General features: G+C 37.7%; 24 protein-coding genes, 1 tRNA gene and 1 pseudogene. 24 read left to right on the forward strand and 2 right to left on the reverse strand.

Annotated elements, in window-relative coordinates; genetic code table 11:
* The first annotated feature begins 35 nt into the window (after positions 1 to 35).
* The 6 genes from H8787_RS05375 (at position 36) to H8787_RS05400 (ending at position 7334) form a co-directional block, all read left to right on the forward strand.
* Positions 36 to 1322 (forward strand): homoserine dehydrogenase, encoded by a 1287-nt coding sequence (locus tag H8787_RS05375; RefSeq protein ID WP_187327624.1) that lies wholly within the window; start codon positions 36 to 38, stop codon positions 1320 to 1322.
* A gap of 1 nt (position 1323) precedes the next feature.
* Positions 1324 to 2190 carry a homoserine kinase gene (gene thrB / locus H8787_RS05380; protein ID WP_187327625.1) on the forward strand — a complete coding sequence of 289 codons (867 nt, stop codon included), beginning with the start codon at positions 1324 to 1326 and terminating at the stop codon, positions 2188 to 2190.
* 177 nt (positions 2191 to 2367) lie between these two features.
* Positions 2368 to 3297 (forward strand): hypothetical protein, encoded by a 930-nt coding sequence (locus H8787_RS05385; protein WP_022526110.1) that lies wholly within the window; start codon positions 2368 to 2370, stop codon positions 3295 to 3297.
* A gap of 156 nt (positions 3298 to 3453) precedes the next feature.
* The gene (locus H8787_RS05390; protein WP_187328370.1) at positions 3454 to 4782 is read left to right on the forward strand and encodes a PTS sugar transporter subunit IIC; all 1329 of its coding nucleotides are present in this window, start codon (positions 3454 to 3456) and stop codon (positions 4780 to 4782) included.
* Positions 4775 to 5617, forward strand: coding sequence for an alpha/beta hydrolase (locus H8787_RS05395; RefSeq protein ID WP_187327626.1), 843 nt, complete (start codon positions 4775 to 4777; stop codon positions 5615 to 5617). Before H8787_RS05390 ends, H8787_RS05395 begins: the two co-directional genes overlap by 8 nt.
* Before the next feature lie 478 nt (positions 5618 to 6095).
* Positions 6096 to 7334: an MFS transporter gene (locus H8787_RS05400; RefSeq protein ID WP_003069430.1), complete on the forward strand. Its 1239-nt coding sequence runs from the start codon at positions 6096 to 6098 to the stop codon at positions 7332 to 7334.
* 295 nt (positions 7335 to 7629) lie between these two features.
* Here H8787_RS05400 and H8787_RS05405 read toward each other — a convergent pair whose 3' ends face one another.
* Positions 7630 to 8538 carry a LysR family transcriptional regulator gene (locus H8787_RS05405; RefSeq protein ID WP_049476927.1) on the reverse strand — a complete coding sequence of 303 codons (909 nt, stop codon included), beginning with the start codon at positions 8536 to 8538 and terminating at the stop codon, positions 7630 to 7632.
* Between the two features lie 190 nt (positions 8539 to 8728).
* Here H8787_RS05405 and H8787_RS05410 point away from each other — a divergent pair, with 190 nt between their 5' ends.
* From H8787_RS05410 to H8787_RS05460, 11 genes are all read left to right on the forward strand, one after another.
* Complete coding sequence (locus H8787_RS05410) at positions 8729 to 9535, forward strand: dihydroorotate dehydrogenase electron transfer subunit (RefSeq protein WP_187327627.1); 807 nt, start codon at positions 8729 to 8731, stop codon at positions 9533 to 9535.
* A gap of 9 nt (positions 9536 to 9544) precedes the next feature.
* Positions 9545 to 10483, forward strand: coding sequence for a dihydroorotate dehydrogenase (locus tag H8787_RS05415; protein ID WP_187327628.1), 939 nt, complete (start codon positions 9545 to 9547; stop codon positions 10481 to 10483).
* 382 nt (positions 10484 to 10865) lie between these two features.
* The gene (gene pyrF, locus H8787_RS05420) at positions 10866 to 11561 is read left to right on the forward strand and encodes an orotidine-5'-phosphate decarboxylase (protein WP_049480624.1); all 696 of its coding nucleotides are present in this window, start codon (positions 10866 to 10868) and stop codon (positions 11559 to 11561) included.
* Entirely contained in the window at positions 11554 to 11880 is a 327-nt protein-coding gene (locus H8787_RS05425; protein ID WP_037597116.1) for an inorganic diphosphatase, read from the forward strand. The genes pyrF and H8787_RS05425 overlap by 8 nt, the downstream gene beginning before the upstream one ends.
* 10 nt (positions 11881 to 11890) lie before the next feature.
* Complete coding sequence (pyrE, locus tag H8787_RS05430) at positions 11891 to 12523, forward strand: orotate phosphoribosyltransferase (RefSeq protein WP_003069418.1); 633 nt, start codon at positions 11891 to 11893, stop codon at positions 12521 to 12523.
* 251 nt (positions 12524 to 12774) lie between these two features.
* A complete protein-coding gene (locus tag H8787_RS05435) occupies positions 12775 to 14304 on the forward strand; it encodes a hypothetical protein (RefSeq protein ID WP_410468299.1) in 1530 nt (509 codons plus the stop codon).
* On the forward strand, positions 14301 to 14516 hold the full coding sequence (locus tag H8787_RS05440) for a YozE family protein (protein WP_003072551.1): 216 nt from the start codon (positions 14301 to 14303) through the stop codon (positions 14514 to 14516). Before H8787_RS05435 ends, H8787_RS05440 begins: the two co-directional genes overlap by 4 nt.
* A 75-nt stretch (positions 14517 to 14591) precedes the next feature.
* On the forward strand, positions 14592 to 15656 hold the full coding sequence (locus tag H8787_RS05445) for a PhoH family protein (protein WP_187327629.1): 1065 nt from the start codon (positions 14592 to 14594) through the stop codon (positions 15654 to 15656).
* A gap of 146 nt (positions 15657 to 15802) precedes the next feature.
* On the forward strand, positions 15803 to 15874 hold the full coding sequence (locus H8787_RS10120; protein WP_247927340.1) for a hypothetical protein: 72 nt from the start codon (positions 15803 to 15805) through the stop codon (positions 15872 to 15874).
* Between the two features lie 12 nt (positions 15875 to 15886).
* A complete protein-coding gene (locus H8787_RS05455; RefSeq protein WP_039677053.1) occupies positions 15887 to 16387 on the forward strand; it encodes a GNAT family N-acetyltransferase in 501 nt (166 codons plus the stop codon).
* A 2-nt stretch (positions 16388 to 16389) separates the two neighbouring features.
* Positions 16390 to 16710: a TfoX/Sxy family protein gene (locus tag H8787_RS05460; protein WP_187327630.1), complete on the forward strand. Its 321-nt coding sequence runs from the start codon at positions 16390 to 16392 to the stop codon at positions 16708 to 16710.
* A gap of 216 nt (positions 16711 to 16926) precedes the next feature.
* Here H8787_RS05460 and ald read toward each other — a convergent pair whose 3' ends face one another.
* A complete protein-coding gene (ald, locus tag H8787_RS05465; RefSeq protein WP_119056083.1) occupies positions 16927 to 18039 on the reverse strand; it encodes an alanine dehydrogenase in 1113 nt (370 codons plus the stop codon).
* Between the two features lie 131 nt (positions 18040 to 18170).
* Between ald and H8787_RS05470 the strand changes: the two genes are divergently transcribed.
* The 7 genes and pseudogenes from H8787_RS05470 (at position 18171) to H8787_RS05505 (ending at position 24634) form a co-directional block, all read left to right on the forward strand.
* Positions 18171 to 18740, forward strand: a complete 570-nt coding sequence (locus tag H8787_RS05470; RefSeq protein WP_187327631.1) for a GNAT family N-acetyltransferase — start codon at positions 18171 to 18173, stop codon at positions 18738 to 18740.
* Positions 18741 to 18882: 142 nt separating this feature from the next.
* Positions 18883 to 18955: transfer RNA gene (locus tag H8787_RS05475), tRNA-Thr, on the forward strand.
* A 170-nt stretch (positions 18956 to 19125) separates the two neighbouring features.
* A pseudogene (locus H8787_RS10125) lies at positions 19126 to 19884 on the forward strand (FAD-binding protein); the annotation flags it as partial.
* A 285-nt stretch (positions 19885 to 20169) separates the two neighbouring features.
* The gene (locus tag H8787_RS05490) at positions 20170 to 21900 is read left to right on the forward strand and encodes an ABC transporter ATP-binding protein (protein ID WP_187327632.1); all 1731 of its coding nucleotides are present in this window, start codon (positions 20170 to 20172) and stop codon (positions 21898 to 21900) included.
* A complete protein-coding gene (locus H8787_RS05495) occupies positions 21897 to 23633 on the forward strand; it encodes an ABC transporter ATP-binding protein (protein ID WP_058669493.1) in 1737 nt (578 codons plus the stop codon). Before H8787_RS05490 ends, H8787_RS05495 begins: the two co-directional genes overlap by 4 nt.
* A gap of 118 nt (positions 23634 to 23751) precedes the next feature.
* Positions 23752 to 24249: an rRNA maturation RNase YbeY gene (gene ybeY, locus H8787_RS05500; protein ID WP_003069388.1), complete on the forward strand. Its 498-nt coding sequence runs from the start codon at positions 23752 to 23754 to the stop codon at positions 24247 to 24249.
* On the forward strand, positions 24230 to 24634 hold the full coding sequence (locus tag H8787_RS05505; RefSeq protein WP_006269472.1) for a diacylglycerol kinase family protein: 405 nt from the start codon (positions 24230 to 24232) through the stop codon (positions 24632 to 24634). The genes ybeY and H8787_RS05505 overlap by 20 nt, the downstream gene beginning before the upstream one ends.
* The last annotated feature ends 26 nt before the right edge of the window (positions 24635 to 24660 follow it).

A 24660-nucleotide genomic window follows, 5' to 3' on the forward strand; every position in this document is an offset into this window, starting at 1 on the left:
TATAATGAAAAACATAAAAATCGCAAGGAGTGCCTATGTCTATTAAAATTGCTTTACTTGGTTTTGGAACAGTTGCTAGTGGTGTTCCATTTTTATTAAAAGAAAATAATGAGAAGATTGTGCAAGCAGCTCATTCAGAAATTGAAATCACGAAAGTATTGGTGAAAGATATTGCTGAAAAAGAGCGCTTGTTAGCAGCTGGGAATCATTTTAATTTTGTTACGACAATTGACGAAATTTTAAATGATAAGGAAGTAAGTATTGTTGTTGAGTTGATGGGGCGTATCGAACCAGCAAAAAACTTTATTACACGTGCATTAGAGGCGGGTAAGCATGTTGTTACCGCAAATAAAGATTTGTTAGCAGTTCATGGTACGGAGTTGCTTGAAATTGCTAATAAAAATAAGGTGGCTCTTTACTATGAAGCAGCGGTAGCAGGAGGGATTCCGATTTTACGCACACTTGTTAATTCTTTAGCATCTGATAAAATTACGCGTCTTCTCGGTGTGGTCAATGGGACGTCTAACTTCATGCTGACTAAAATGCTAGAAGAAGGTTGGTCTTATGAAGCAGCGTTATCTGAAGCGCAACAACTTGGATTTGCAGAAAGTGATCCAACTAATGATGTCGATGGCATTGATGCTGCTTATAAAATGACTATTTTGAGTCAATTCGCCTTTGGCATGACAGTTAAATTTGAAGATGTTGCTCATCAAGGCATTCGCAAGATTACACCAGAGGATGTAACAGTTGCGCAGCAATTAGGCTATGTTGTCAAATTAGTTGGTTCTATTGAAGAAACAAAATCAGGTCTTGCTGCAGAAGTCACACCGACTTTTTTACCAAAATCTCATCCTCTTGCTAGTGTGAATGGTGTGATGAACGCAGTCTTTGTGGAATCTATCGGGATTGGTGAGTCGATGTATTATGGTCCAGGTGCTGGACAAAAACCTACAGCAACAAGTGTTGTTGCAGATATCATTCGGATTGTTCGCCGGATCAACGAGAGAACTGTTGGAAAAGCTTTTAATGAGTTTCAACGTGAACGAGTCCTTGCAAAACCAGAAGATGTTAAGAGTTCTTACTACTTTTCAATATTGACACCGGATTCGAAAGGTCAAGTTTTACGTTTGGCAGAAATTTTTAATACTGAGGATGTTTCCTTGCAGCAAATCTTACAGCAAGGAACAGACGGAAATACTGCACACGTTGTGATTATTACCCATGCTGTCAACAAAACACAACTAGAAAATGTCACTCGAAAGTTGCAGGCAACTTCTGGTTTTAAATTATTGAATACGTTCAAAGTATTAGGAGAATAAAATGAAGATTATTGTACCTGCAACGAGTGCTAATATTGGACCGGGATTTGATTCGGTTGGTGTAGCTGTCAGTAAATATCTGATCATTGAAGTTTTAGGAAAAAGTGATCAGTGGATTATTGAGCACGATTTAGGGCGGCGCATTCCTTCAAATGAACGGAATTTGTTGATTAAAGTAGCGCGTCGAATTGCTCCAGCCATCCGACCTCATCATTTAAAAATGACGACTGACATCCCTTTGGCGCGTGGTTTGGGATCTTCTAGTTCTGTTATTGTTGCAGGGATTGAACTAGCCAATCAATTAGTGAATTTACAGTTATCAAATACGGAAAAGTTAAATCTTGCGGCCAAAATTGAAGGACACCCAGATAATGTGGCACCTGCTATTTATGGTAATTTGACGATTTCTAGTTATGTAAACGGAGAAGTTTCAACAGTTGTGACGAAATTTCCAGAAGTAAGCCTTATTGCCTACATCCCAAATTATGAATTGCGCACAAAAGATAGCCGTGGCGTTCTTCCAAAAGAGTTATCTTATCAAGAAGCTGTTGCTGCAAGCTCGATAGCAAATGTGGCAATTGCTGCTTTAATGAAGGGAGACATGGTAGTAGCGGGACAAGCTATTGAGTCCGATCGTTTCCATGAGCACTTTCGCCAAGGCTTGATTAAGGAATTTCCCAAAATCAAGATGATGGCAAAAGAAAATGGTGCGTATGCGACTTATCTATCAGGAGCAGGACCTACTGTGATGATTCTAGTACCAAAAGAGCGCTCGAATACACTAAAAGAGAAGATAGAAGAGCAACAATTTAAAGGACAAGTTTTTGAACTTCAGGTTGATTGCAAAGGCGTTCGAGTAGAAAAATAAGAAAAGGTAAAGAGTTGACATGACCTGCATCCCAAAAAGTTGGACAGAAACTTTAACGATTGGGGGTGCAGGTTAACATTAGTGCAACTCTTTTTATATTTCTACAACTAATTTCCTCTTGTCTAATTATTTAAAATTATGCTATAATAAAATTAGAATATATAAAGGGGTGTAATTATGAATAAACTTGATTTGCAGGCACTTGCGGATGAGTTGGGATTGCAGTTTGATGAAACATCAACCGTTATTTTTGGACAGAAAGATGGTTATACTTTCTATATTGAACAAATGAATCAAAAAAATCAATACCGTATTTGTTGTTCGGTAAAAAATGGCGAAACGTTGCCTTCTTTGGAAGAATTTAAAGAGTTGACGAAGTCTTCTAAGGCATTGAAAACCTATCAAGTTAATTTGTATAAATCAAGCTTTGATATTAAAGTAGGTATGACCAAAGGAAAAACACGTGAGCATATTCGTCAGGGTTTACAAGATATTATCTCTTTTTTGAAAGAAAGAAATTTTACAAATGTGTGCGAGCAGACAGGAAAAGCAGGACAAGTGGATGTTTATCAGGTAGGAGGAAATTTGTTGCTTCTTTCACCAGAAGCCTTTCAGGAATTAAGTTCGGATTTGTCTATCGCCAATCAAGCTTATGATCATCAAAAAGAAAGTATCCTAGCAGGTACAGTAGGGGCATTTCTGGGAAGCTTGATAGGGGGAATTGTTACCTTAGTGATTGCTCAACTTGGTTATGTAGCTGTTGTCTCAGGAATTGTCATGGGAGTTTGTACAGTAAAAGGGTACGAATTGTTAGGTAAAAAGTTGTCTAAAGTTGGTATCGCGATTAGTGTTGTTTTTATGCTTATCATGATGTTGGTTGCGCACCAATTTGACTATGCAATTCAGCTTGCAAAAGCAGAAAGAGCAGATGTTTTTACCGCTTTTACTTATCTGACAAATTATATCTTAAATGGCAATGAAGTACATATCTCTTATTGGACAAATCTTGGTTTGCTATTATTGTTCACAGGTGCTGGGGCTGTGGGTACGATTATCAGTGCTCTTTCCGCACAATCACAGAAATATCTTACAAGAAAATTAGGGTAAGTTTAAATGTTTTAAGGCTTGGATTTTTATCTGAGCTTTTTTAGATTTAACTTACAAACTATTGAATATTTGCTATGGTTATTCGTCAAAATATTTAGCATGTTATTTTTACTTAGTCTAATTGAATTGTCGTCTCAACTATGCTACAATCAAGCTATGATCTTCAATAAATTAGGTAGAAAAAAATTTGTAAATCAATATTTACTGAAAAAGATGATTGCTTTTCGACGGAATAGTTTTATTAAAATTATGCAAAAAACCTTGGTATCACTATTTCCTTTTTTCTTGCTGACAACGATAACAATGGTTTTGTCAGAGTCTATTTTTTCAGTAAATGGTTATATTAACAACCTATTCAGCGTTCGCTCTTGGTTTCCGTATTTTTCGACAATTGGATTGGTTTTGACAAACTGTACTGCTTTGATAGGTGGGCTGTCGGGCCCGTTAGCGACTTATTTTAGCGCGAAATATACGGCTGGTCACTATGGACGTAGCACAGGAACGGCAGGAATTACTGCTTTTATTTTTAGCTTGTTAATTCATTCGCGAAAGTTATTCTCCGTACTTTTAAAAGATGGTGCCTTGATGAGAATTAGCCTTCCTGTCAATATCAATTTAATAGTTGCCATATTGATGGGTTATATAGTAGGGCAAATCTTTCGCTTTTCGAGTCCAAGTGATGATCAAATCGTGGATAAATATTTTGTTTATCGTCCAAAAACAGTTCGTCCCATTCTTTCTTCTTTGTCTCTAGCACTTATTTACAGTTTCTTTCTGTTCCTAGGTAATCGTTATAATGTATTTTCGACCATTTCTAATTTTTTCTCAAACTTAATTGTTAATCGAAATAATATCTTCGTGATTGAAATGAACACTGCCTTACGGACTTTTAGTGCTTGGATTGGAAATAGCAATCTCTTTAACAATATTCCTTTTGTCAATGATTCGTTTGCATTAGATAATCTTAATTATGCTTTAAAACAACATACGACGAGAGGAATTCCTTATCCCTTTTCCTCAACAAATCTTTATGATGCCTATGGTATCTTTGCAGGACTTGGTGGAGGATTAGCACTCTTAGTTGCTATTTTATGGAAATCTCGTAGCGACAAAGATCGTGATGTTAGTTTGAAAAGTATTTTCCCTTCTCTTTTTAATCATGGCGCTGCCTTCATGGTTGGCATTCCTATATTTTTCAACTTTCTTTTTTTGATTCCTTTTATTCTTGTACCCATGATAAATGTCTTTATAGCCAGTATTTTTCTTTATTTCAGACTAATGCCACCAGCTGTGTATCCGGTTCCTAGCGGAGCACCGAGTGTACTATATGCTTTCATTGGGACAGGAGGAAGTTTGCGAGCTCTAGCAGTTGGTATTTTCATTTTTATCATTGATGTTATGATATATCTTGCATTTGTTACATTTAATGATCAGATTCATGATGAACTTCGTCAAGTAGATCCAAAAGGAGGTAAGCATGACTAAACAAGTAAAACTTGTTTTGCTAACGGTTTTAATTTTCCTCATTGTTTTAGCAGTCCCCTCTTATAGTTGGACAAGAAAAAATATCGATGAAATTGCTAAATTTTATAATGCTCGTTTGTCGCCAATCATTATGATACCGGGAAGTTCTGCTACAGAAAATCGATTCGATAGTTTGGTTCAAAAACTAAATCAAAGACGTCGTGAGGTTAAGCATAGTTTACTTAAAGTGAAAGTATGGAACGATGGACGGATTACTTATAGTGGTTCGATTGCTGCTAATGACAATGAACCGATTATTGTTATTGGATTTGAAAATAATAAAGATGGTTATAGTAATATCAAAAAGCAAGCTAAAATGGTTAATACTGCGTTTGAGGACTTGCAAGGAAAATATAATTTCAATAATTTTAAAGGATTGGGGCATTCTAATGGCGGTTTGATTTATACAGCATTTATCGAGAATTATCTTGGAGATTATGATGTGAATCTAAAAAAGTTAATGACAATCGGAACGCCTTATAATTTTACTGAAACAAATATTAATAACAAAACAGAAATGTTAGCTGACTTTATTAAGAATCGTAAAAATATTCCTAGGACCTTAGCGATGTACTCCGTAGCAGGGACTATTACTTATGATTCGGATGAATTAGTTCCTGATACAAGTGTAAGTGCTGGTAAGTATATCTATCAGGGACAAGCAGCTCACTATACAGAAACTACCGTCACAGGAGAAGATGCACAACACTCTGACTTGCCAACCAATGATGAAGTTGTGTCGTTAATCCAAGAACGCCTTATAGACAAACAAACTAAGAGGAACCAAAAAAATTAGTGGTTTAATGGCAATATCAACTTTTGGGGGTCAGTACAGCTTCGTTCTCTTTTTAGAGAATTGAGTGCTTTTAGACTGTTTTATCGCAATATTCCATCAAATATCTTTTTGCCCTCCTCAAACATGTGCTTTTCGGTGTAAAGTCTCAGTACTTTCTTAACAATTACCTGAGATGTTTTTTAATACTTTTTGAGTAGCTAACCTCATTTTAGAACTTTCAGTGGAGAGAATAGAGAATGCGTAAAAACTATTGCCTAAAATCTCTTGACAAATCTTTCAATCTATTTTATACTTAATGCAATTAAATACAACTTTAATCATGTCCTGTGAGGCATAAAAGTAATCATTAAAATGGATTAGTGCGCTAATCTGCTATTTTACTGTAAACTTTTGACTCGGGATTTCCTGAGCTTTTTGATTTATAGGCTGTATTCAATTAATAAATGTAGTCTGTGAGCTACAATTAAGGAGGATGTGCATGTCTTTAGACAAAAATAATAAGCGAGCACTGGTTGCTGCGATTGTTGCATCAGGAACGGACGATTTAAACGTCATGTTCTTAGCTTTTTCGATGTCATCTATTATTTCAGAATTAGGTGTTACTGGAGCGCAAGGAGGCTGGATTGCAACAATTACCAATCTAGGAATGTTGGTTGGAGGCCTGCTCTTTGGTATACTGGCAGATCGCTATCACAAGTTTAAAGTTTTCAAGTGGACGATTGTTATTTTTTCATTAGCAACAGGGTTGATTTACTTTACACAAAATATTTATTATCTATATCTCATGCGTTTTATCGCTGGGATAGGCGTTGGTGGAGAGTATGGAGTTGCCATCGCGATTATGGCAGGTATTGTTCCTATTGGAAAAATGGGGCGCATTTCATCTCTGAATGGAATTGCAGGGCAAATCGGTTCTATTACTTCAGCGCTTTTAGCAGGTTGGTTGGCACCGGCACTTGGCTGGAAAGGTCTTTTCCTCTTTGGGCTTGCTCCTATTGCTTTGGTTTTGTGGATGATGCTAGCGATTGATGATGATCATATCCGAGATAATGGCAATGTGACATTAAAAGCAGAAGGACGCCAGTCTGTTAAAATGAGTGAATTATTTAAAACACCATCTCTAACGGCTCAGACAGTAGCGCTTATGGTTATGACGACGGTACAAATTGCTGGTTATTTTGGTATGATGAACTGGCTTCCGACCATTATCCAGACAAGTTTGCATATTTCTGTAAAAGATTCCTCACTTTGGATGGTTTCAACGATTTTAGGGATGTGTCTGGGAATGCTCACCTTCGGTCAAATCCTTGATAAATGGGGACCGAGATTCGTTTATTCAATCTTTCTTCTAGCATCCTCCATGTGTGTTTACCTCTTCCAATTTGCCAATTCAATGCCTGCCATGATTATCGGCGGTGCGATTGTTGGTTTCTTTGTAAATGGAATGTTTGCGGGTTATGGTGCGATGATTACGAGATTGTATCCAGCTCATATTCGCTCCACGGCTAATAATGTCATCTTAAATGTTGGCCGAGCAATTGGAGGATTTTCATCTGTGATTATTGGGAAAATTTTAGATATCTCGAGCGTTTCAATGGTCATGATTTTCCTAGCAAGCCTTTATTTGATTAGCTTTGCTGCCTTGTGGACGATTAAGAATTTAAAAGCAGAACGTTACTCACTATTAGGAGAAGAATTGGTTGCAGAAGAAATATAACAATAGTATTAGCATAATTAGGAGACTGAGCTTAGGTCCGGTCTCTTTTTTCGGGCAAGCAAAATATATGGAAGTAGTTATTGAGTAGTATTTTGCTCATTTTTTAAGAAAGGCTGTAATGTTTGCACATTACAGCCTTTCAACGTTTTTTCCTGCTATTGCTATTTCACGATATAATAAAATCAAGTAAGTACAGGAGGAAATGGAATGAATTTTAAGCAGCTATCTTATTTGGCTCTGTAATTTCTGTAGTGGGTAAAACTACTTTAGGAATTATGGAACCTATTTTGATGATTCATTTATCAAATTGAACTTCATTCAACAGATACTCAATGAATTTATCCCCCATTTTAGATAAGCTAGCTTTTTCATGTTTAATATAAACCAGCTCAATAGGGTCATCAATATCTAGCGGAATAGAAACAATATTGTCACCATTGAGATTGCTATTTAGAATACCAGTTGCAATAGTGTAGCCATCAAGACCAATCAAAAGATTAAAAAGAGTTGCTCGGTCGCTGACGACGATGGACTTTTTATGGTGTTCTTGCGATAGGATTTCTTCTGAAAAGTAAAAGGAATTGTGGGTTCCTTGATCGTAGCTGAGGTAAGGAAAATCTTCCAAATCTGATAATTGGATCAGTTTCTTCTTTGCTAGAGGATTGCTCTTGCTAACAAAAATATGTGGCTGGGCAGTAAAGAGATGTGTGGCAAGCAAGTGATTATCATCTAGCATTTTAGAGAGGACATCGCGGTTGTAGCTGTTGAGAAACAGTACGCCAATCTCGCTGCGGAAATTTTTGACATCATCAATGATTTCCCAAGTTCGTGTTTCGCGCAAGAAAAGCTCATACTTTTCCATATCACTTTTTTTGAGCAGAGAAACGAAAGCATTGACTACAAAGGCGTAGTGTTGAGAAGAGACGCTGAAAAGCTCTCGATTGGCAACTGGATTTTTGTAACGTTCTTCTAATAACTGAGTCTGTTCTACCACTTGACGAGCATAGGAGAGAAATTCCATACCGTCTTTGGTCAGAGTAATACCTTTGGGATTGCGGATGAAAATCTCAATGCCCATTTCATTTTCCAAATCGCGCACTGCATTGGACAGACTAGGCTGGGTAATAAAGAGTTGCTTGGCAGCCTCGTTCATGCTGCCAGTCTCGACGATTTTAATAATATAGTGCAATTGTTGAATTCTCATAAGCTTATTTTATCATATTGGAATTGACAAAACACATTTGAAGTTGTAAAATAGATTAAATTTAACCTTTAAGAAAGTCCAGCGAGGCTTCCAAGGTTTCGGGTGAAGGAAGAGTGAGAAAACCGACTCTTTATTTTCGTGAGGCCTTGTGTATATGCAAGGTCTTTTTTAATAAAGAAATGAGGTAGAAATGACAAGCAGCTCATGCAAGAAGAGACTCGGAAAAATCATGTTGGAAAAGATGACTATTGTGCACCAAGAGAAAATTGCTCCACGAATTTTTGCTATGGATTTACTAGGAGAAATGGTTGGCCAGATGCAGGTTGGACAATTTCTGCATATCCGAGTTCCAGATGATACAAAGCTTCTACGTCGTCCTATTTCGATTTCAGAGATTAACAGAAAACGGAAAATCTGTCGGATTATTTACAGGATAGAGGGAGCAGGTACAGAACTCTTCTCTCGGCTGGAAAAAGGTTTTCAGTTAGACGTCATGGGGCCTCAGGGAAATGGTTTTGATTTATCTGATTTAGGTATTGCAGATACAGCTCTAATTATAGGAGGTGGGATTGGTGTCCCCCCCTTGCTACAAGTGGCAAAAGAATTACATAGCAAGGGAGTGAAGGTCACTTCAGTTCTTGGATTTGCAACAAAAGCAGTTGTCATTTTGGAAGAAGAAATGAAAAAATACAGTCGTGTCCTGATAACAACGGATGATGGTTCTTATGGTCGCAAAGGCTATGTTTCCTCCATTGTGAATGAGTTATCAGAAGATTTTACTGCGGTATATGCTTGTGGAGCTCCTGGTATGCTCAGATATGTGAATGAAACATTTTGCAGTCATCCGCGAGCTTACATTTCTATGGAATCACGAATGGCGTGTGGAATGGGGGCTTGTTATGCTTGTGTACTTCATGTTGCTGGCGAGGATCAAGCAGTCAATAAGCGGGTTTGTGAAGACGGTCCAGTTTTTGAGACTGGTACAATCGTGATGTAGGAGGTTGATATGTCTAAAAGTCGTTTAGCAATTTCTCTTCCTGGCTTGGAACTGAAAAATCCAATTATTCCAGCTTCGGGGTGTTTTGGTTTTGGTCAGGAATATGCCAAATATTATGATCTCAATGTACTTGGCTCCATAATGATTAAGGCGACCACGCAGTACCCTCGTTTTGGCAATCCGACGCCACGAGTGGCAGAAACACCAGCTGGTATGCTCAATGCTATTGGACTACAAAACCCTGGGGTAGATGTGGTGTTGACAGAAAAACTTCCTTGGCTGGCTCACCATTATCCTAATCTTCCGATTATTGTTAATGTTGCGGGATTTTCTAACGAAGAATATGCTTTTGTTGCAGAAAAAATATCTGAAGCTCCAAACGTCAAGGCTATTGAACTTAATATTTCCTGCCCCAATGTTGATCATGGTAATGGGGGCTTGCTAATTGGTCAGGTGCCAGATTTAGCATATCAGGCTGCTAAGGCAGCGGTAGACGTGTCGGAAGTGCCAGTCTATGTAAAATTGACACCTAGTGTAGCAGATATTACACAAATAGCGAAAGCAGTTGAAGATGCAGGAGTTTCTGGTTTAACCATGATTAACACTTTAGTTGGAATGCGATTTGATTCAAAGAGCAGAAAGCCGATTATTGCAAACGGAACAGGTGGCATGTCGGGGCCGGCAATTTTTCCAGTTGCCTTGAAGTTGATTCGTCAGGTAGCACAATCTAGTAGTTTACCAATCATTGGTATGGGTGGAGTAAACTCAGCAGAAGCAGCCATTGAAATGTTTATCGCAGGAGCTTCAGCGATTGGTGTTGGGACAGCAAATTTTACAAACCCTTATGCGTGTCCTAATATTATTGAGGATCTACCTAAAGTCATGGATAAATACGGTATTGAAAGTTTGGAAAGCTTGCGAACAGAAATTAGAAAAAACTTGTTGTAGCCTCATTTTTTGCTTGACAATAGACGGAGTAAATTATAAAATAATTGAAATGGAACCTTTAAAGAAGTCCAGAGAGGCTACTAAGGCTGATACGGTTTAAAGCGGCAGTAAACTGTCAATTTTCGTGTAACCTTGCCTCAGGCAAGGTTTTTCTATAGCTCTTAAGAAGTTTGTACGAAGTGTGCTTAAAAGTTTCGACAGGGATTTAAGACGATGGGTAAAGCTTTCGTTAGGAAGTGTCAGTGACTTTACTTCTATTGAAATCAAGCGGTCAGGATTAGCAAACGAAACCGTAGTACAGACAGTATTTCAAGTTATTAAGACCCTGTGTCCAAAGGTTAAAACGACAAACTGCCTATAAATTAAATAAGGAGATGAACCTATGCGTGAAGAACGTCCTATTATTGCTCTTGATTTTCCCTCTTTTGATGATGTTAAAACCTTTCTGGAACATTTTCCAAAAGATGAAAAGCTTTATGTCAAAATTGGTATGGAATTTTTTTATGCTATTGGTCCAGAAATCGTTCACTATTTGAAAGGTTTGGAACACAGCATTTTCCTAGATTTGAAATTGCATGACATTCCCAATACGGTGCGCTCGGCTATGTCTGTTTTAGGAACTTTTGGAGTAGATATGGTCACTGTGCATGCAGCAGGTGGTGTCGAGATGATGCGGGAAGCTAAAAAAGTTTTGGGAGATAAAGCAAAATTAGTGGCTGTAACTCAGTTGACTTCTACTAGCGAAGCCGATATGCGAGACTGCCAAAATATCCAAACAACTGTTTCAGAATCGGTTGTCAATTATGCTTGCAAAGCTAAAGAGGCCGGCTTGGACGGAGTTGTGTGTTCAGCTCAGGAAGTTAAGCTGATTAAAGCGGCGACGTCAGAAGATTTTCTGTGCGTTACTCCAGGTATTCGACCAGCTGGTTCTGAAATTGGGGATCAAAAACGGGTCATGACACCGCAAGAAGCACATCAAATTGGTAGTGACTATATTGTGGTTGGACGTCCCATTACACGAGCTGCAGATCCAGTAGCTGCTTATCGCGCTATTAAGACGGAATGGATAGATGGCTAGAAAAGTATATCAAGCAATCATTGACAGACCCATCGGTTATCAAGATAGTTTTGGAAATCGTTATCCTATCAATTATGGTTATATTCCGAATTTGTTTGCTGAGGATGGTGAAGAGCAAGATGTTTACATTGTGTCGGAAAAGGTACGAGAACCGTTAGAATACTTTGAAGGAGAATTGGTTGCTGTTATTCATCGACAAGATGATGTTGAAGATAAATGGGTGTTAACTTTATCTAGCGAGATCGTCACTTTAGAAGACATAAAAGAAAAGACTTATTTTTTGGAACAATATTTTGATTCCACTATTGAATTATTATAAAGGAGAAATCATGACTTTGGCAAAAGATATTGCGCGTGACTTACTGAAAATTGAGGCTGTTTACTTGAAGCCGGAAGAGCCTTTCACTTGGGCTAGTGGCATCAAGTCTCCAATCTACACAGATAATCGTGTGACCTTGGCCTATCCAGAAACGCGGACTTTGATTGAAAAAGGTTTTGTTGAGAAAATCAAAGCTGAATTTCCAGAAGTAGAAGTGATTGCTGGGACAGCAACAGCAGGTATTCCTCATGGAGCCATCATTGCTGACAAGATGACTTTACCATTTGCTTATATTCGTAGCAAACCAAAAGATCATGGTGCTGGAAATCAAATTGAAGGTCGAGTAAAAACAGGTCAGAAAATGGTCGTGATTGAGGATTTGATTTCAACTGGAGGGTCGGTTCTGGATGCGGTGGCTGCTGCTAAGCGTGAGGGGGCTGACGTCCTTGGAGTGGTAGCTATTTTTACTTATGAATTGCCTAGGGCAGAAAAGAATTTCTCAGATGCGGGTGTTCGATTGGTAACGTTGTCGAACTACACCGAATTAATCAAGCTGGCGGAACAAGAAGGCTATGTTTCGGCAGAAGGCTTAGCTCTACTTGAGAAATTTAAACATGATCAAGAAAATTGGCAGGGATATTGATGAGGAAGTTCTTTCCCACGAAATGAGAGACTATTAACTTTTTCGTCAAATAAATTTGCAGCGAGATTTAATTTCTAAACTTATTTTTCTTCTTTTAACGATATTTGTTTACACACCACTCATGAGTTTTGGTATTTTAATTGACTTTTTTGTTCTGAGGATTCTGGGTCCAATTAGAGGTTAAGCAGCAATCTGATGATTGTTGTTTTTTTTAAATAGAGAAACAAATTAGATTTTGATATAATGGTCCTATGCTAAAAATGTACTCTTTTTTCTTTGGAATCTTGCAAAAAATTATGTTCATTATGGGCTTGCATTGGTTTTTTACTGCTATTATTCATCTAGGGACAATTTCTAGTCTTGCTTTGATTGGAGCAGTCATACTAGTATTTCTAGCTTATCGTTATCTAGAAAATTTAAAAAAATGCTACCACTACATGATGAGACACAAAGTTGCTATTATGATAGCAGTGATTGTATTTCAGTTGGCAATGCTTTTGTCTGCTCAGTTGCTGATTCGGCGAGATGCAGCAGTTGTTTTCAATGGTGCTTTCAAGTACTCAAAAGAGACTTCTATTTCCAGTTATTTGACACGCAATCCTAATAACTTGTTTCTCTTTTTGTATGAGCGCTTTTTTTATAATATCTTTGGAAGCTCAGCTTTATGGATTTTGCAGGGATTAAATATATTTTATGCCGATATAACGGCACTCATTTTGTACAAGGGAATGAAAAAATATGTGAGTGAGTCTGCTGCTGATGTGACATTTAGTTTGTATGTCTTGCTAGTTAGCTTTTCACCTTATTTTTATTCGATGTACACGGATATATGGCCTCTTCCGCTCATTGCTTTACAAATATTCTTACTTTTTGATTTATTTGGGCTTCGATGGCAGGATAAGAGGGTACTCTTCATAAAGACAATCGGATTAGGTTTGATAAGTGGGCTTGCAGTGCTGATACGACCAACTGTGTTGATTGTTATTATGGCAGGTTTTATTTTGCTGTTGTTCAAAAAGGAATGGAAGAAATTTATCCTAATCTTTTTCACCTTTCTCCTATCGTTTGGCGTAACTTCTATCGGCGGAAACTATCTGAAAGCGACGCAAACAGAAGTGACATTGATACAAGAGAAAGGATTGTCTAAAAGTCCTCTGCTCTTTATTGACTTAGGGTTGACTTTTATTGGACACGATCAAGAAGACATGAAAGAGGGCTTGCTTCAATACATTGATGTGGATCAGAGAGAACAGTATAATAATGGAATGTTTAAGCAAGAAAATGTAAAAAAAGAAATCAAACGACGCTTAAAAGAATATTCGTTTTTGGGATTTCTCAATCATCTTTACTATAAGCATTCATTAACTGTTTCAGAAGGAACTTTAGGTTGGTTATATCGAGATGTGGAATATGAAAAAACGCCTTATATCTCCCCTCTTTATCCTTATACAAAAAAGAATCTTGTGGCACAGTTTATCAGAACTTATTTTTTGAGTGTGGATAAGAGTGAGTATCGCTATTATGAGATTGTGAAGCAAGTTGTTTGGATTGTGATGAGTGTAGGGATTATTTTTGCCTTATGGAAATATCATGCAGATGATAAATTGAATGGTATCAGTCTTGCAGTTTTTGGAGGTTTGTTGTTTTTGCTAATTTTTGAAGGTGGAAAGACGCGGTATTTGATACAATTTTTACCCCAAATCATCATGTTATCTGCATTAGGTTTGACTGAATATTTACCGGATTGGTTAAAAAGCAAGAAAGGAGAAAAGATAGAATGAGAAAATCATTTTATACTTGGTTGATGACAGAGCGCAATCCTAAAAGTACAGCGCCGAAGGCAATACTAGCCGATTTAGTTTTTCATGAATCAACTTTTCCTAAGCATACGGATGATTTTGATGAAATTAGCCGCTATTTAGAAGAACATGCTGATTTTTCCTTTAATCTTAGTGATTTTGATGCGATCTGGGAAGAATATCAAGCACATTAGTTCGGGAAAAAGATAGAATTTTCCGAGTTACTTTGCTATAATAAAGTAAATAATGTGAAGAAAGAGGTTCTTTGTTTGCAAGAACATTCAGTAGAAATCATCTTACAGCATCCAGATGATATATTTCATCTTTTTGGTTCTAATGAACGTCATTTGCGTTTAATGGAACAGGAGTTGCGGGTGACGATTCATGCGCGGACAGAAATTGTCCAGATTATTGGTGAGGAGATGGCCTGTGAAGAAGCCCGTCAGATTATTCAGGCTCTGCTAGTCTTAGTTAACCGTGGAATGACGATTGGAACGCCAGATGTAGTGACAGCTATTACAATGGTCAAAAATGGTGAAATTGATAAGTTTGTGGCTCTATATGAAGAAGAGATTATTAAAGATTCTTATGGTAAACCCATTCGAGTTAAGACCCTAGGGCAGAAAGTGTATGTCGATAGCATTAAGAACCATGATGTTGTCTTTGGGATTGGACCAGCAGGAACAGGTAAGACCTTTCTTGCCGTAACTTTGGCTGTGACAGCGCTGAAGCGAGGGCAGGTCAAACGGATTATATTGACTCGTCCTGCAGTAGAAGCAGGGGAAAGTCTTGGTTTCTTGCCGGGAGATCTAAAAGAAAAAGTAGACCCTTATCTGAGACCTGTTTACGATGCACTCTTTCAAATTCTTGGAAAAGAACAGACTACGCGTCTTATGGAGCGAGAAATCATTGAGATAGCCCCTTTAGCTTATATGCGTGGACGAACATTGGATGACGCCTTTGTCATCTTAGATGAAGCGCAAAATACGACCATTATGCAGATGAAGATGTTCCTGACTCGACTTGGTTTTAATTCCAAGATGATTGTCAATGGGGATATTAGCCAGATTGACTTGCCAAAGAATAGTAAATCAGGTCTCATTGATGCGACAGAGAAATTGAAAAATATCAAGCAGATTGATTTTGTTTACCTGTCAGCCAAGGACGTTGTTCGTCATCCTGTGGTTGCAGAGATTATCCAAGCCTATGAACATTCTACTGAAGTGGCGCATCATCATTTTTCTAAAGAAGAAAATTCTAGTTTAGTTAGTCACGAAATCGTCAGCGAGCCAGTCAAGGAGTCGGAAGATGATGAAGGAATATCTCTTGACTAATCTGGACAAGTTTCACACAACTGATCTTGGGAAAGTCCGTCTGCAAAAGCATCTGCTTTTGAGAGAGGAAAATCCAGTTTTATGAGCTAAGGGTTTTATCCAAAGATTTGAGACAAAGATTAGTCATAAAAAAAAAGAACTTCTATGTGTCTGATAATTATATTGTGTTGGCCATCAATACATCGTCCTATACTATCATTACAGGACACAAAGAGTAGGGATTTTAAAAGATGATTGAACAACTATCTAGGCATTATAGCTGTAGGATACTAGCAGAAAAGGATATTCCAAGTATTTTATCTTTATATGAAAGCAATCCTCTGTATTTTCAGCATTGTCCACCAGCTCCAAATTTGGAAAGTGTAAAAGAAGATATGTTTCGTCTACCTGAAGGCAAGGCTAAGGTTGATAAATTTTATGTTGGCTTTTGGGATAGCTCTAACCTTGTAGCTGTTATAGATTTTGTTTATGCCTATCCTGATGAGGAGACAGTTTTTATTGGTCTATTTATGGTTAATCAGACCTATCAAGGGAAAGGTATTGGCAGCCAGATTGTGACAGAAGCGCTAGCCTATTTTGCTAAAAACTTTCGAAAAGCACGTTTGGCTTATGTCAAGGGGAATCCGCAATCTCAGCATTTTTGGAAAAAGCAGGGCTTCAAACCAATTGGAAGTGAGGTCAAGCAAGAACTCTATACGGTTGTTATCGTTGAACAGAGCTTAAGAGGTTAGAAATGGCATCAAGTAAAAACTATTTGGAATTTGTTTTGGAGCAATTATCAGGATTAGATGATGTGACTTACCGTTCTATGATGGGAGAGTATATTCTTTACTTCCGTGGTAAGATTATTGGTGGTATTTATGATAATCGCTTTTTAGTTAAGCCAGTTCAAGCAGTCTTAGATAAGATTGCCCAACCCTCGTATGAGTTTCCATACGAAGGCGCCAAAGAAATGGTTTTAGTGGAAGACCTTGAAAATAAGGTGTTTCTAGAAGATTTAATTTTAGCCATGTATGATCAATTGCCGCTACCTAAACCTAAAAAGAAAAAATAAATGGAATGAAGCAAAGAGGTGGATTTGAAAGCTCTTTTCTTATAGTTATACGACTTAAAATGATAAGTAAAAAAGAGTCTGGGACAATAGCGTCTCAGACTCAAATTATTTTTATAATAAATGAGCAGTGTAGTAGGTGATTGTTCAAAAAAACTGCTTAAAAGGTGGTGTATAGGACCTGCGAAGCAAGTTGGCATATCCTTTTATTTTCAAAATTTATACTAAATCATTGATATCGGTGTAGTCACGATTAAGCCCTTCTGCAACTGGTCGGCTAGTGAGATAACCTTTATAAGTAGTCACTCCTTGTTGTAGCCCCAAATCATCTGCTATAGCTTGTTCAAAACCTTTGTCAGCCAAAGCTTCAATGTAAGGAAGTGTTACATTTGTTAAAGCAAGAGTTGATGTGCGAGCAACAGCACCAGGTATGTTGGCAACGGCATAGTGAAGTACACCATGTTTTTCATAGACAGGTTCATCGTGAGTAGTTACACGATCAGCAGTTGCAACAACCCCACCTTGGTCAACGGCTACGTCAACGATGACAGAACCAGGTCGCATTTTACTGACCATTTCATCAGTAACGAGCTTGGGAGCTTTGGCACCAGGGATTAATACTGCTCCAATCACTACATCGGCCTCTTTGACACTTTCAGCAATATTGAAAGAATTAGACATAAGGGTCTGGATTTGATGACCAAAAAGGTCTTCTAGTTCTGACAGTCGTTTAGCGCTGATATCAAGAATAGTGACATGCGCTCCCAGTCCTAAAGCGATGCGAGCTGCGTGTGTTCCAACAACGCCCCCTCCAATGATAGTGACTTTTCCTTTAGGAACACCTGGAACACCGCCCAGTAGTATACCAGAACCACCTTCTTGTTTGGTTAGAAAGTGAGCTCCAATCTGTACAGCCATACGTCCTGCCACTTCACTCATGGGCACAAGTAAGGGGAGATTCCCCTCTTGGTCACGAACGGTTTCGTAAGCAATTCCTATTGTCTTACTGATTGTCATAGCATCAGCTAATTCAGGTGCAGCAGCCATATGCAGATAAGTGAAAAGCAAGAGATCATCACGTAAGAAGCTATATTCAGTAACTAAGGGTTCTTTTACTTTGACAACTAGATCAGCTGCCCAAGCTTCCGCTGCAGTTGCAACAATTGTCGCTCCCTGTGCCTCATAGTCAGCGTCTATAAATCCAGAACCAAGCCCAGCTTTAGTTTCAACTAAAACCTGATGACCTTTTTGGACGATACTGTGAACACCAGCTGGTGTTAAAGCAACACGATTTTCATTGTTTTTAATTTCTTTTGGAATACCGATTAACATAGATTTACTCCTTTTTTGAGATGTTTTTATTGTATATGAAAACGCTTTAAAAATCAAGGAGAAATCAAAAAACATTGATTTCGGTGAGTATTTGTGTTATGCTATGAGGCAAAATAGGAGGTTCGTGCAAAATGGAAAGTATTTATCTAAAGCTAGCTGAAAACCGAACTTTGGAAACAGAGCGCCTGCTCTTGCGGCCTGTGACCTTAGATGACGCTGAGGATATGTTTGAATATTCCTCTGATGAAGAAAATACTCGCTACACTTTTTTACCTAATAAAGATTTGGAAGAAACTAAAAATATTATTGCTTGTTTATTTATGGGGAAACCACTTGGAAATTGGGGAATTGAGTTAAAAGAAAATGAAAAACTGATTGGCAGCATTGACCTACACAAGCTGGATCCGCTCCTTAAAAAGGCAGCCATTGGTTATGTCATCAATAAAAAATATTGGAATCAAGGTTTAGCAACGGAAGCATTAAAAGCCATACTTCAAATGGCTTTTGAAAGTTTGGATATGAATATGTTGGTTGCTCTCCATGATGTAGAAAATCCAGCTTCAGGACGGGTTATGGAAAAGGCTGGTATGAAGTTTTCCCATATTGACCCATACGCAGCACTCGATGAGCATGAGGAAGGCCGAATTTCTCAGAGAGCTTATTATCGTTTGACAAAGAAAGATTATTTTGAAAAATACTGATGTGAATGTGAGATTTATAGGAAATTTTAATGGTGACTAGGTTCTTTTCTGGAACCTTCTAGCAAAATTTTTCTCTTTTAATGAAAACATTTTTCAAATCTATTGACAAGTACCTCTCTGCATGATATAGTAGATAGGGACTGCTGATTTAGCTCAGTTGGCAGAGCGCATCCATGGTAAGGATGAGGTCGCCGGTTCGATCCCGGCAATTAGCATGAAGAACAGGAAAAAGCCCAATTTTAATGGGCTTTTTTGCATTATAAAAGCAGAAATCAATATTGTTATTGTTTTCACATTCTAATAGAATAATCAAGAAACATCAATGATTTCTTTGTTGAAAGAGTATTTTAAAGCTAATCATATCAACGCTTTTAATTTGTATCTTAATCCTATGATGTTGCAGCAATACAATCAATACTGGATGCACATTGGTGACGATATTAAGACATCAAATTCACCAGCTATTATGGGTGATGGTATTCTCTTAGGTCAAAGCGTTGGTACAGACCTAGTCGGTTTGGACTTCTATCAAATAATGCTGGTATCTGACCCGATTACAGGCGCCTCCGGCTAACTTCATCATGGTCAATACTTAAGGAAAACGTTTTGTAGATGAGTACGGTAGTCGGGATAAATGAGTTCAGGCAGCAATTGACAATGGTGGTTTTTTCTATCTGATTGTAGACGATAATATGAAAGAAACAGCTTATAATACAGTCAAGAAAAGATTGATGCACAGGTAGCACATGGAATGATTTACCGATCAGATAGTTTGGAAGAGTTGGCTTAACAGCTACAAATGGATCCACAGGTCTTTACCAAGACGATCACAGCTTATAATATTTATGTTGATGCAGGATATGGTCCTGAATTTGAAAAAAGAGCTTTCGACCTCAAGGTTGAAAAATCACCATTTTATGCCACTCCTTGAAAACCAGTCGTTCACCATACTATGGGTGGGCTTAAGATTGATACGGAAATACATGTTATCAATAAACAAGGACAAGTTATCCAAGGTCTCTATGCAGCTGGAGAAGTAGCCGGCGGATTGCATGCCGGAAACCGTTTAGTTGGCAATTCTCTTACTGATATTTTCAATTTTGGACGTATCGCAGCCGAAATTGCTATTACAAAGAATTGTTAATCTTGATTTTAAGGCAGAAAATTCATTCAGTTTTGGGAGGATTTTTTGTAAATATTCTTGACAAGCATTTCTTTTAATGTTAAAGTATTAACTAATTAAAAGTAGAAAGGAGAATGTATCATGAATAATGTAAAACAAAACAGTACTCAGGTATATCATACGACAGAACTCCTTTCTAGCACAGCACTGTAATTTATTTTTGATGAAAAAATAAATAAAAACAAGTAAGCTCAGGACAGGTTTATTCTGTCTTGAGCTTTTTTGTGTGTTTAGGAAAGGATTAGGATGATTAAAAGTTTATTTGGATATATAAAAGAACATAAATGGTTATATTTGTCCATTGCTCTGGTTTTACTATTGTATGATTTTACAATGTTGATTCCAACACAGGTAATTCAGCGTTTAGTAGATCATCTTTCGCATCATAGTTTGACACAGCAGAATTTAATTAGAGATGTTAGTTTGTTGGCTCTGGTGACGATTTGTAACTATCTTTCAGCTTACTATTGGCATTTAAAGATATTTCAATCGTCCATTGATTATAAATTTCTCATTCAAAGAAGAGCTTTTGAAAAATTGGTAGCTATGAGAATGCCTTTCTACGAAAAATTTCGTTCTGGTGATATTCTAACGCGTTTTTCAACAGATGTTGAAGGAATGATGGAGATGGCTGGTTATGGAATTGTAATTCTCTTATATGCTGGAGGTATGATTGTCTTTGTCATTCCGACCATGTTTTTTATCTCATGGGAAATTAGCTTACTGGCTATGATTCCGCTTATGACATTGATGATCTGGATTTATTTTCTTGGTAAAAAACAAGATAAACTAGTCGAAAATAATCGTGAAGCAGTGGCATCTTTGAATGATGAGGTGCTGGAAACAATAGAGGGAGTCCGAGTTGCGCGTGCTTATAGCAAGAAGACAACTCAGAAAGAACAGTTCCAATTGCGCACAAAAGCTTTATCTAAGGTTGGTGATCAAATTGCCAGCATTCAATATCTTTACGCGCCTCTCTCCTCTGTCTTTATCGCTTTATCAACGATTATTGTACTTCTTATTGGGGCTATTTTTATAAAAATGGGACAGTTAACAATTGGGCAAGTGATCGCTCTTCAATTGTATATGATTAGCCTTATTGAACCTTTTTGGATGTTGTCGGACTTTATCCTGGTCTATCAAACAGGGAAAACATCTTTTAAAAAGGTCACAGAATTGATTGAAACGACAGATGATATGAAAATGAGTGGCAAAGAGGAGTTAAAACATCTTATCTCTATTCGTTTTCAGAATTATCATTTCACTTATCCACAAACAAAAAGACCTAGCTTGCGTAACATAGCTTGGCAAATTGAAGCAGGAAAGACGTATGGTATTGTTGGAAAAACAGGATCTGGTAAAACAACCTTAGTTCGTCAGCTTCTTCAGCAATATCCTGTTGGACGAGGTACATTTCAGATAAATGGAAAATCCGCCAGTCACTATTCACGTCCATCGATTGAAGCAATGATTGGCTATGTCCCACAGGAGCATATTTTGTTCTCAAAATCTGTCAAAGACAATATTGCCTTTGGTAAGAGAAATGCGACATTAAGCGATATTGAGAAAGCTATTAAAACAGCAGCATTTTCAGAAGATTTAAAACGAATGCCAGACGGACTGGAAACTCTTATTGGTGAGAGAGGAGTGTCAATATCTGGCGGTCAAAAACAAAGAATTTCTTTAGCACGCGCCTTTATTAGACAACCAGAAGTCCTCATTTTGGATGATTCTTTGTCAGCAGTTGACGCTCAAACAGAGCGTCGAATTATCAAAAATCTTCAGGATATGCGAGCTAATCAGACAACGATCATTGTGACACACCGTTTGTCAGCTATCCAACAGGCAGACTGGGTTCTTGTCTTAGAAGATGGACAAATTGTTGAAGAAGGGACACCGAACCAGTTGCTAAATAAAGGAGGCTGGTATGCCGAACAATATCAGCGGCAGCAACATCAGAAAGGAGGGAGTAAATGAGTATCATTAGTCGTTTATTAAAAGAACTAAGAGTTGTTCGAACTGCATTCTTTTTTGCGGTTGGAATTGCTGTTTTAGCAACGGTGACTAGCCAACTGTCTCCTCTCTGTTTGAGAAATATGATAGACGGACCGCTTACACAGATTGGAAGCGGAAAAGATCGTCAGGTTCAGCTTTTGCAATTAGCTGGATTATACATAATTGTTGTAGTTTTGGGGAGCATACTGACTTACTTAGGTGATCGCCTTTTAGCGCATTGTGGAAACAAAGTAGCAGAACATCTGAGGAATGAAGCTTATCAGGTTATGCAAAATTTGCCGATTTCTTACTTTGATGATAAACCAGCAGGTAAGATTGCAACCAGAATTGTAAATGATACGGAAACCTTACGAAGACAATTTTATGCTAGTTTGGTTAGTGTTTTGATTCAAGTTCTTCGGATTGTTTTTACCTACGCTCTATTGTTTTACCTTAGTCCACTTGCTGCCTCGGTACTTTTGCTATTGCTTCCTGCTTTTTATGGGATACAAGTATTTTATAAAAAACTAACGGACAAGCCGATGAAAGACTTTTATGATTCACGGAGTGATATCAATAATCAAGTGAATGAATTGATGCATGGAGCCAGCTTGATACAGTTATATCATCAGGAAAAAACAGTTCTTTCAGAATTTAATGCAACTGCTCGAAAAATGAGCCAAGCTGATAAACAAATTGTATGGGTAAGTGCTCTTTCGTCTTGGCCATTAACGGAATTTTTAAAAAATACAGTGCTTGCTGTCATTTTGACGATAGTTGGCCAGCAATTTTTAGGCGGTCGCAATGTCATTACCGCTGGTGTACTGTTTATCTATCTCAATTATATTATCAATTTATTTGAGATGATGGGTTTTCTGGTTCGGCTTTTCCCAAATGTACAACGATCATTGGAAACAGGAAAACGAGTTTTAGAATTGTTAGATCAACCTCAGGAAGAGGATGTAAAATCACAGTTGGCAGTTGTTAAAGGACAAGTTACATTTGAACATGTGAGCTTTGCATATGAGAAAGGCAAGACAGTTCTGCACAATATTAGTTTTAAAGCAAAGAAAGGAGAGACGGTTGCTTTGGTAGGACATACCGGCTCTGGAAAATCTTCTATCATGAACCTACTTTATCGTTTCTACGATCCTCAAAAAGGGAAAATCTATGTTGATCAACAAGATATTCAACAATATTCTCGTGAAAGTCTTCGTAGTCACATGGGGATTGTTTTGCAAGATCCTTATCTATTCACAGGAACACTAGCAACTAATGTAGCTATGAGCCATTCAGGTATCAATCGTGAAAAAGTTTTGGAATCTTTAGAAAAAGTCGGTGCAGGGGACTTGCTGGCTCGTTGTAAAGAAGGAATTGATGAGCCTGTAAAGGATAAAGGGGCAGCATTTTCGAGTGGTGAACGTCAACTGATTTCATTTGCTCGAGCTCTCTATGCTAATCCTCAAATTTTAATATTGGATGAAGCAACTTCTCATATTGATACAGAAACCGAAGAACTGATTCAAAAAGCAATGGCTGTTGTAAAGGAAGGGAGAACAACTTTTATCATTGCTCATCGTTTATCAACCATTCAAGAGGCAGATCAAATCCTGGTTATTTCTGAAGGAAAGATTGTAGAGCGAGGGCAACACGACACATTGGTAAAACAAAATGGGATCTATGCTCAAATGAGCCGTCTCCAGCAACAAGTATAAGTTTTGAAAGAAAAAATGTGCAATAAAGAGCAGAACTAAATAGGAAATGATTTATAAATCAGCCATCCCTAATTGAAATATGGTATAATGAAAATGATACTAATAAAGTGGGTGCATGATGTATATTGAAATCATAGATGAAACAAATCAAGTTTCGGAAAAAATGATAAAGCAAACGCAGGAAATTTTGCAGTTTGCTGCGAAGAAGATTGGGAAAGAAAATAAGGAAATGGCTGTAACGTTTGTTACAAATGAGCGTAGTCATGAGCTGAATTTAGAATATCGAGATACGGACCGTCCGACAGATGTTATTAGTTTGGAGTACAAGCCTGAGCTGGACATTGCCATTGATGAGGAGGACTTATTAAAAAATCCTGAGTTGGCAGAAATGTTAGAGGACTTTGATGCTTATATCGGAGAACTTTTTATTTCCATAGATAAGGCGCGCGAGCAAGCAGAAGAGTATGGTCACAGTTTTGAGCGAGAGATGGGGTTTCTTGCAGTGCATGGTTTTTTGCATATCAATGGATACGATCACTATACGCCAGAAGAAGAGGCGGAAATGTTTGGTTTACAGGAAGAAATTTTGACTGCTTATGGACTTACAAGACAATAAAAAAAACAAGCGCAAATGGAAGAATCGGGATGTCATTTCGAGTTTAGAATTTGCTCTGACAGGGATTTTTACGGCAATCAAAGAAGAACGTAATATGCGTAATCATGCCGTTTCAGCAGTTGTAGTGGTGCTTGCAGGCTTCCTTTTTCAGGTATCTGCGATAGAATGGCTTTTCCTTTTTTTGAGCATTTTTTTGGTTATCGCTTTTGAGATTATGAATTCGGCTATTGAAAATGTGGTGGATTTAGCTAGTGATTATCACTTCTCCATACGAGCTAAAAATGCCAAGGATATGGCAGCTGGTGCAGTTTTAGTAGTTTCTGGATTTGCAGTTGTGACAGGTTTGGTTATTTTCATTCCTAAAATTTGGAATTTGATTTTTTAAAGATTTGGAAATCGGGGGAGACTGCC

It is taken from the genome of Streptococcus sp. NSJ-72 (genome assembly GCF_014334035.1).
GTDB lineage: Bacteria > Bacillota > Bacilli > Lactobacillales > Streptococcaceae > Streptococcus > Streptococcus constellatus.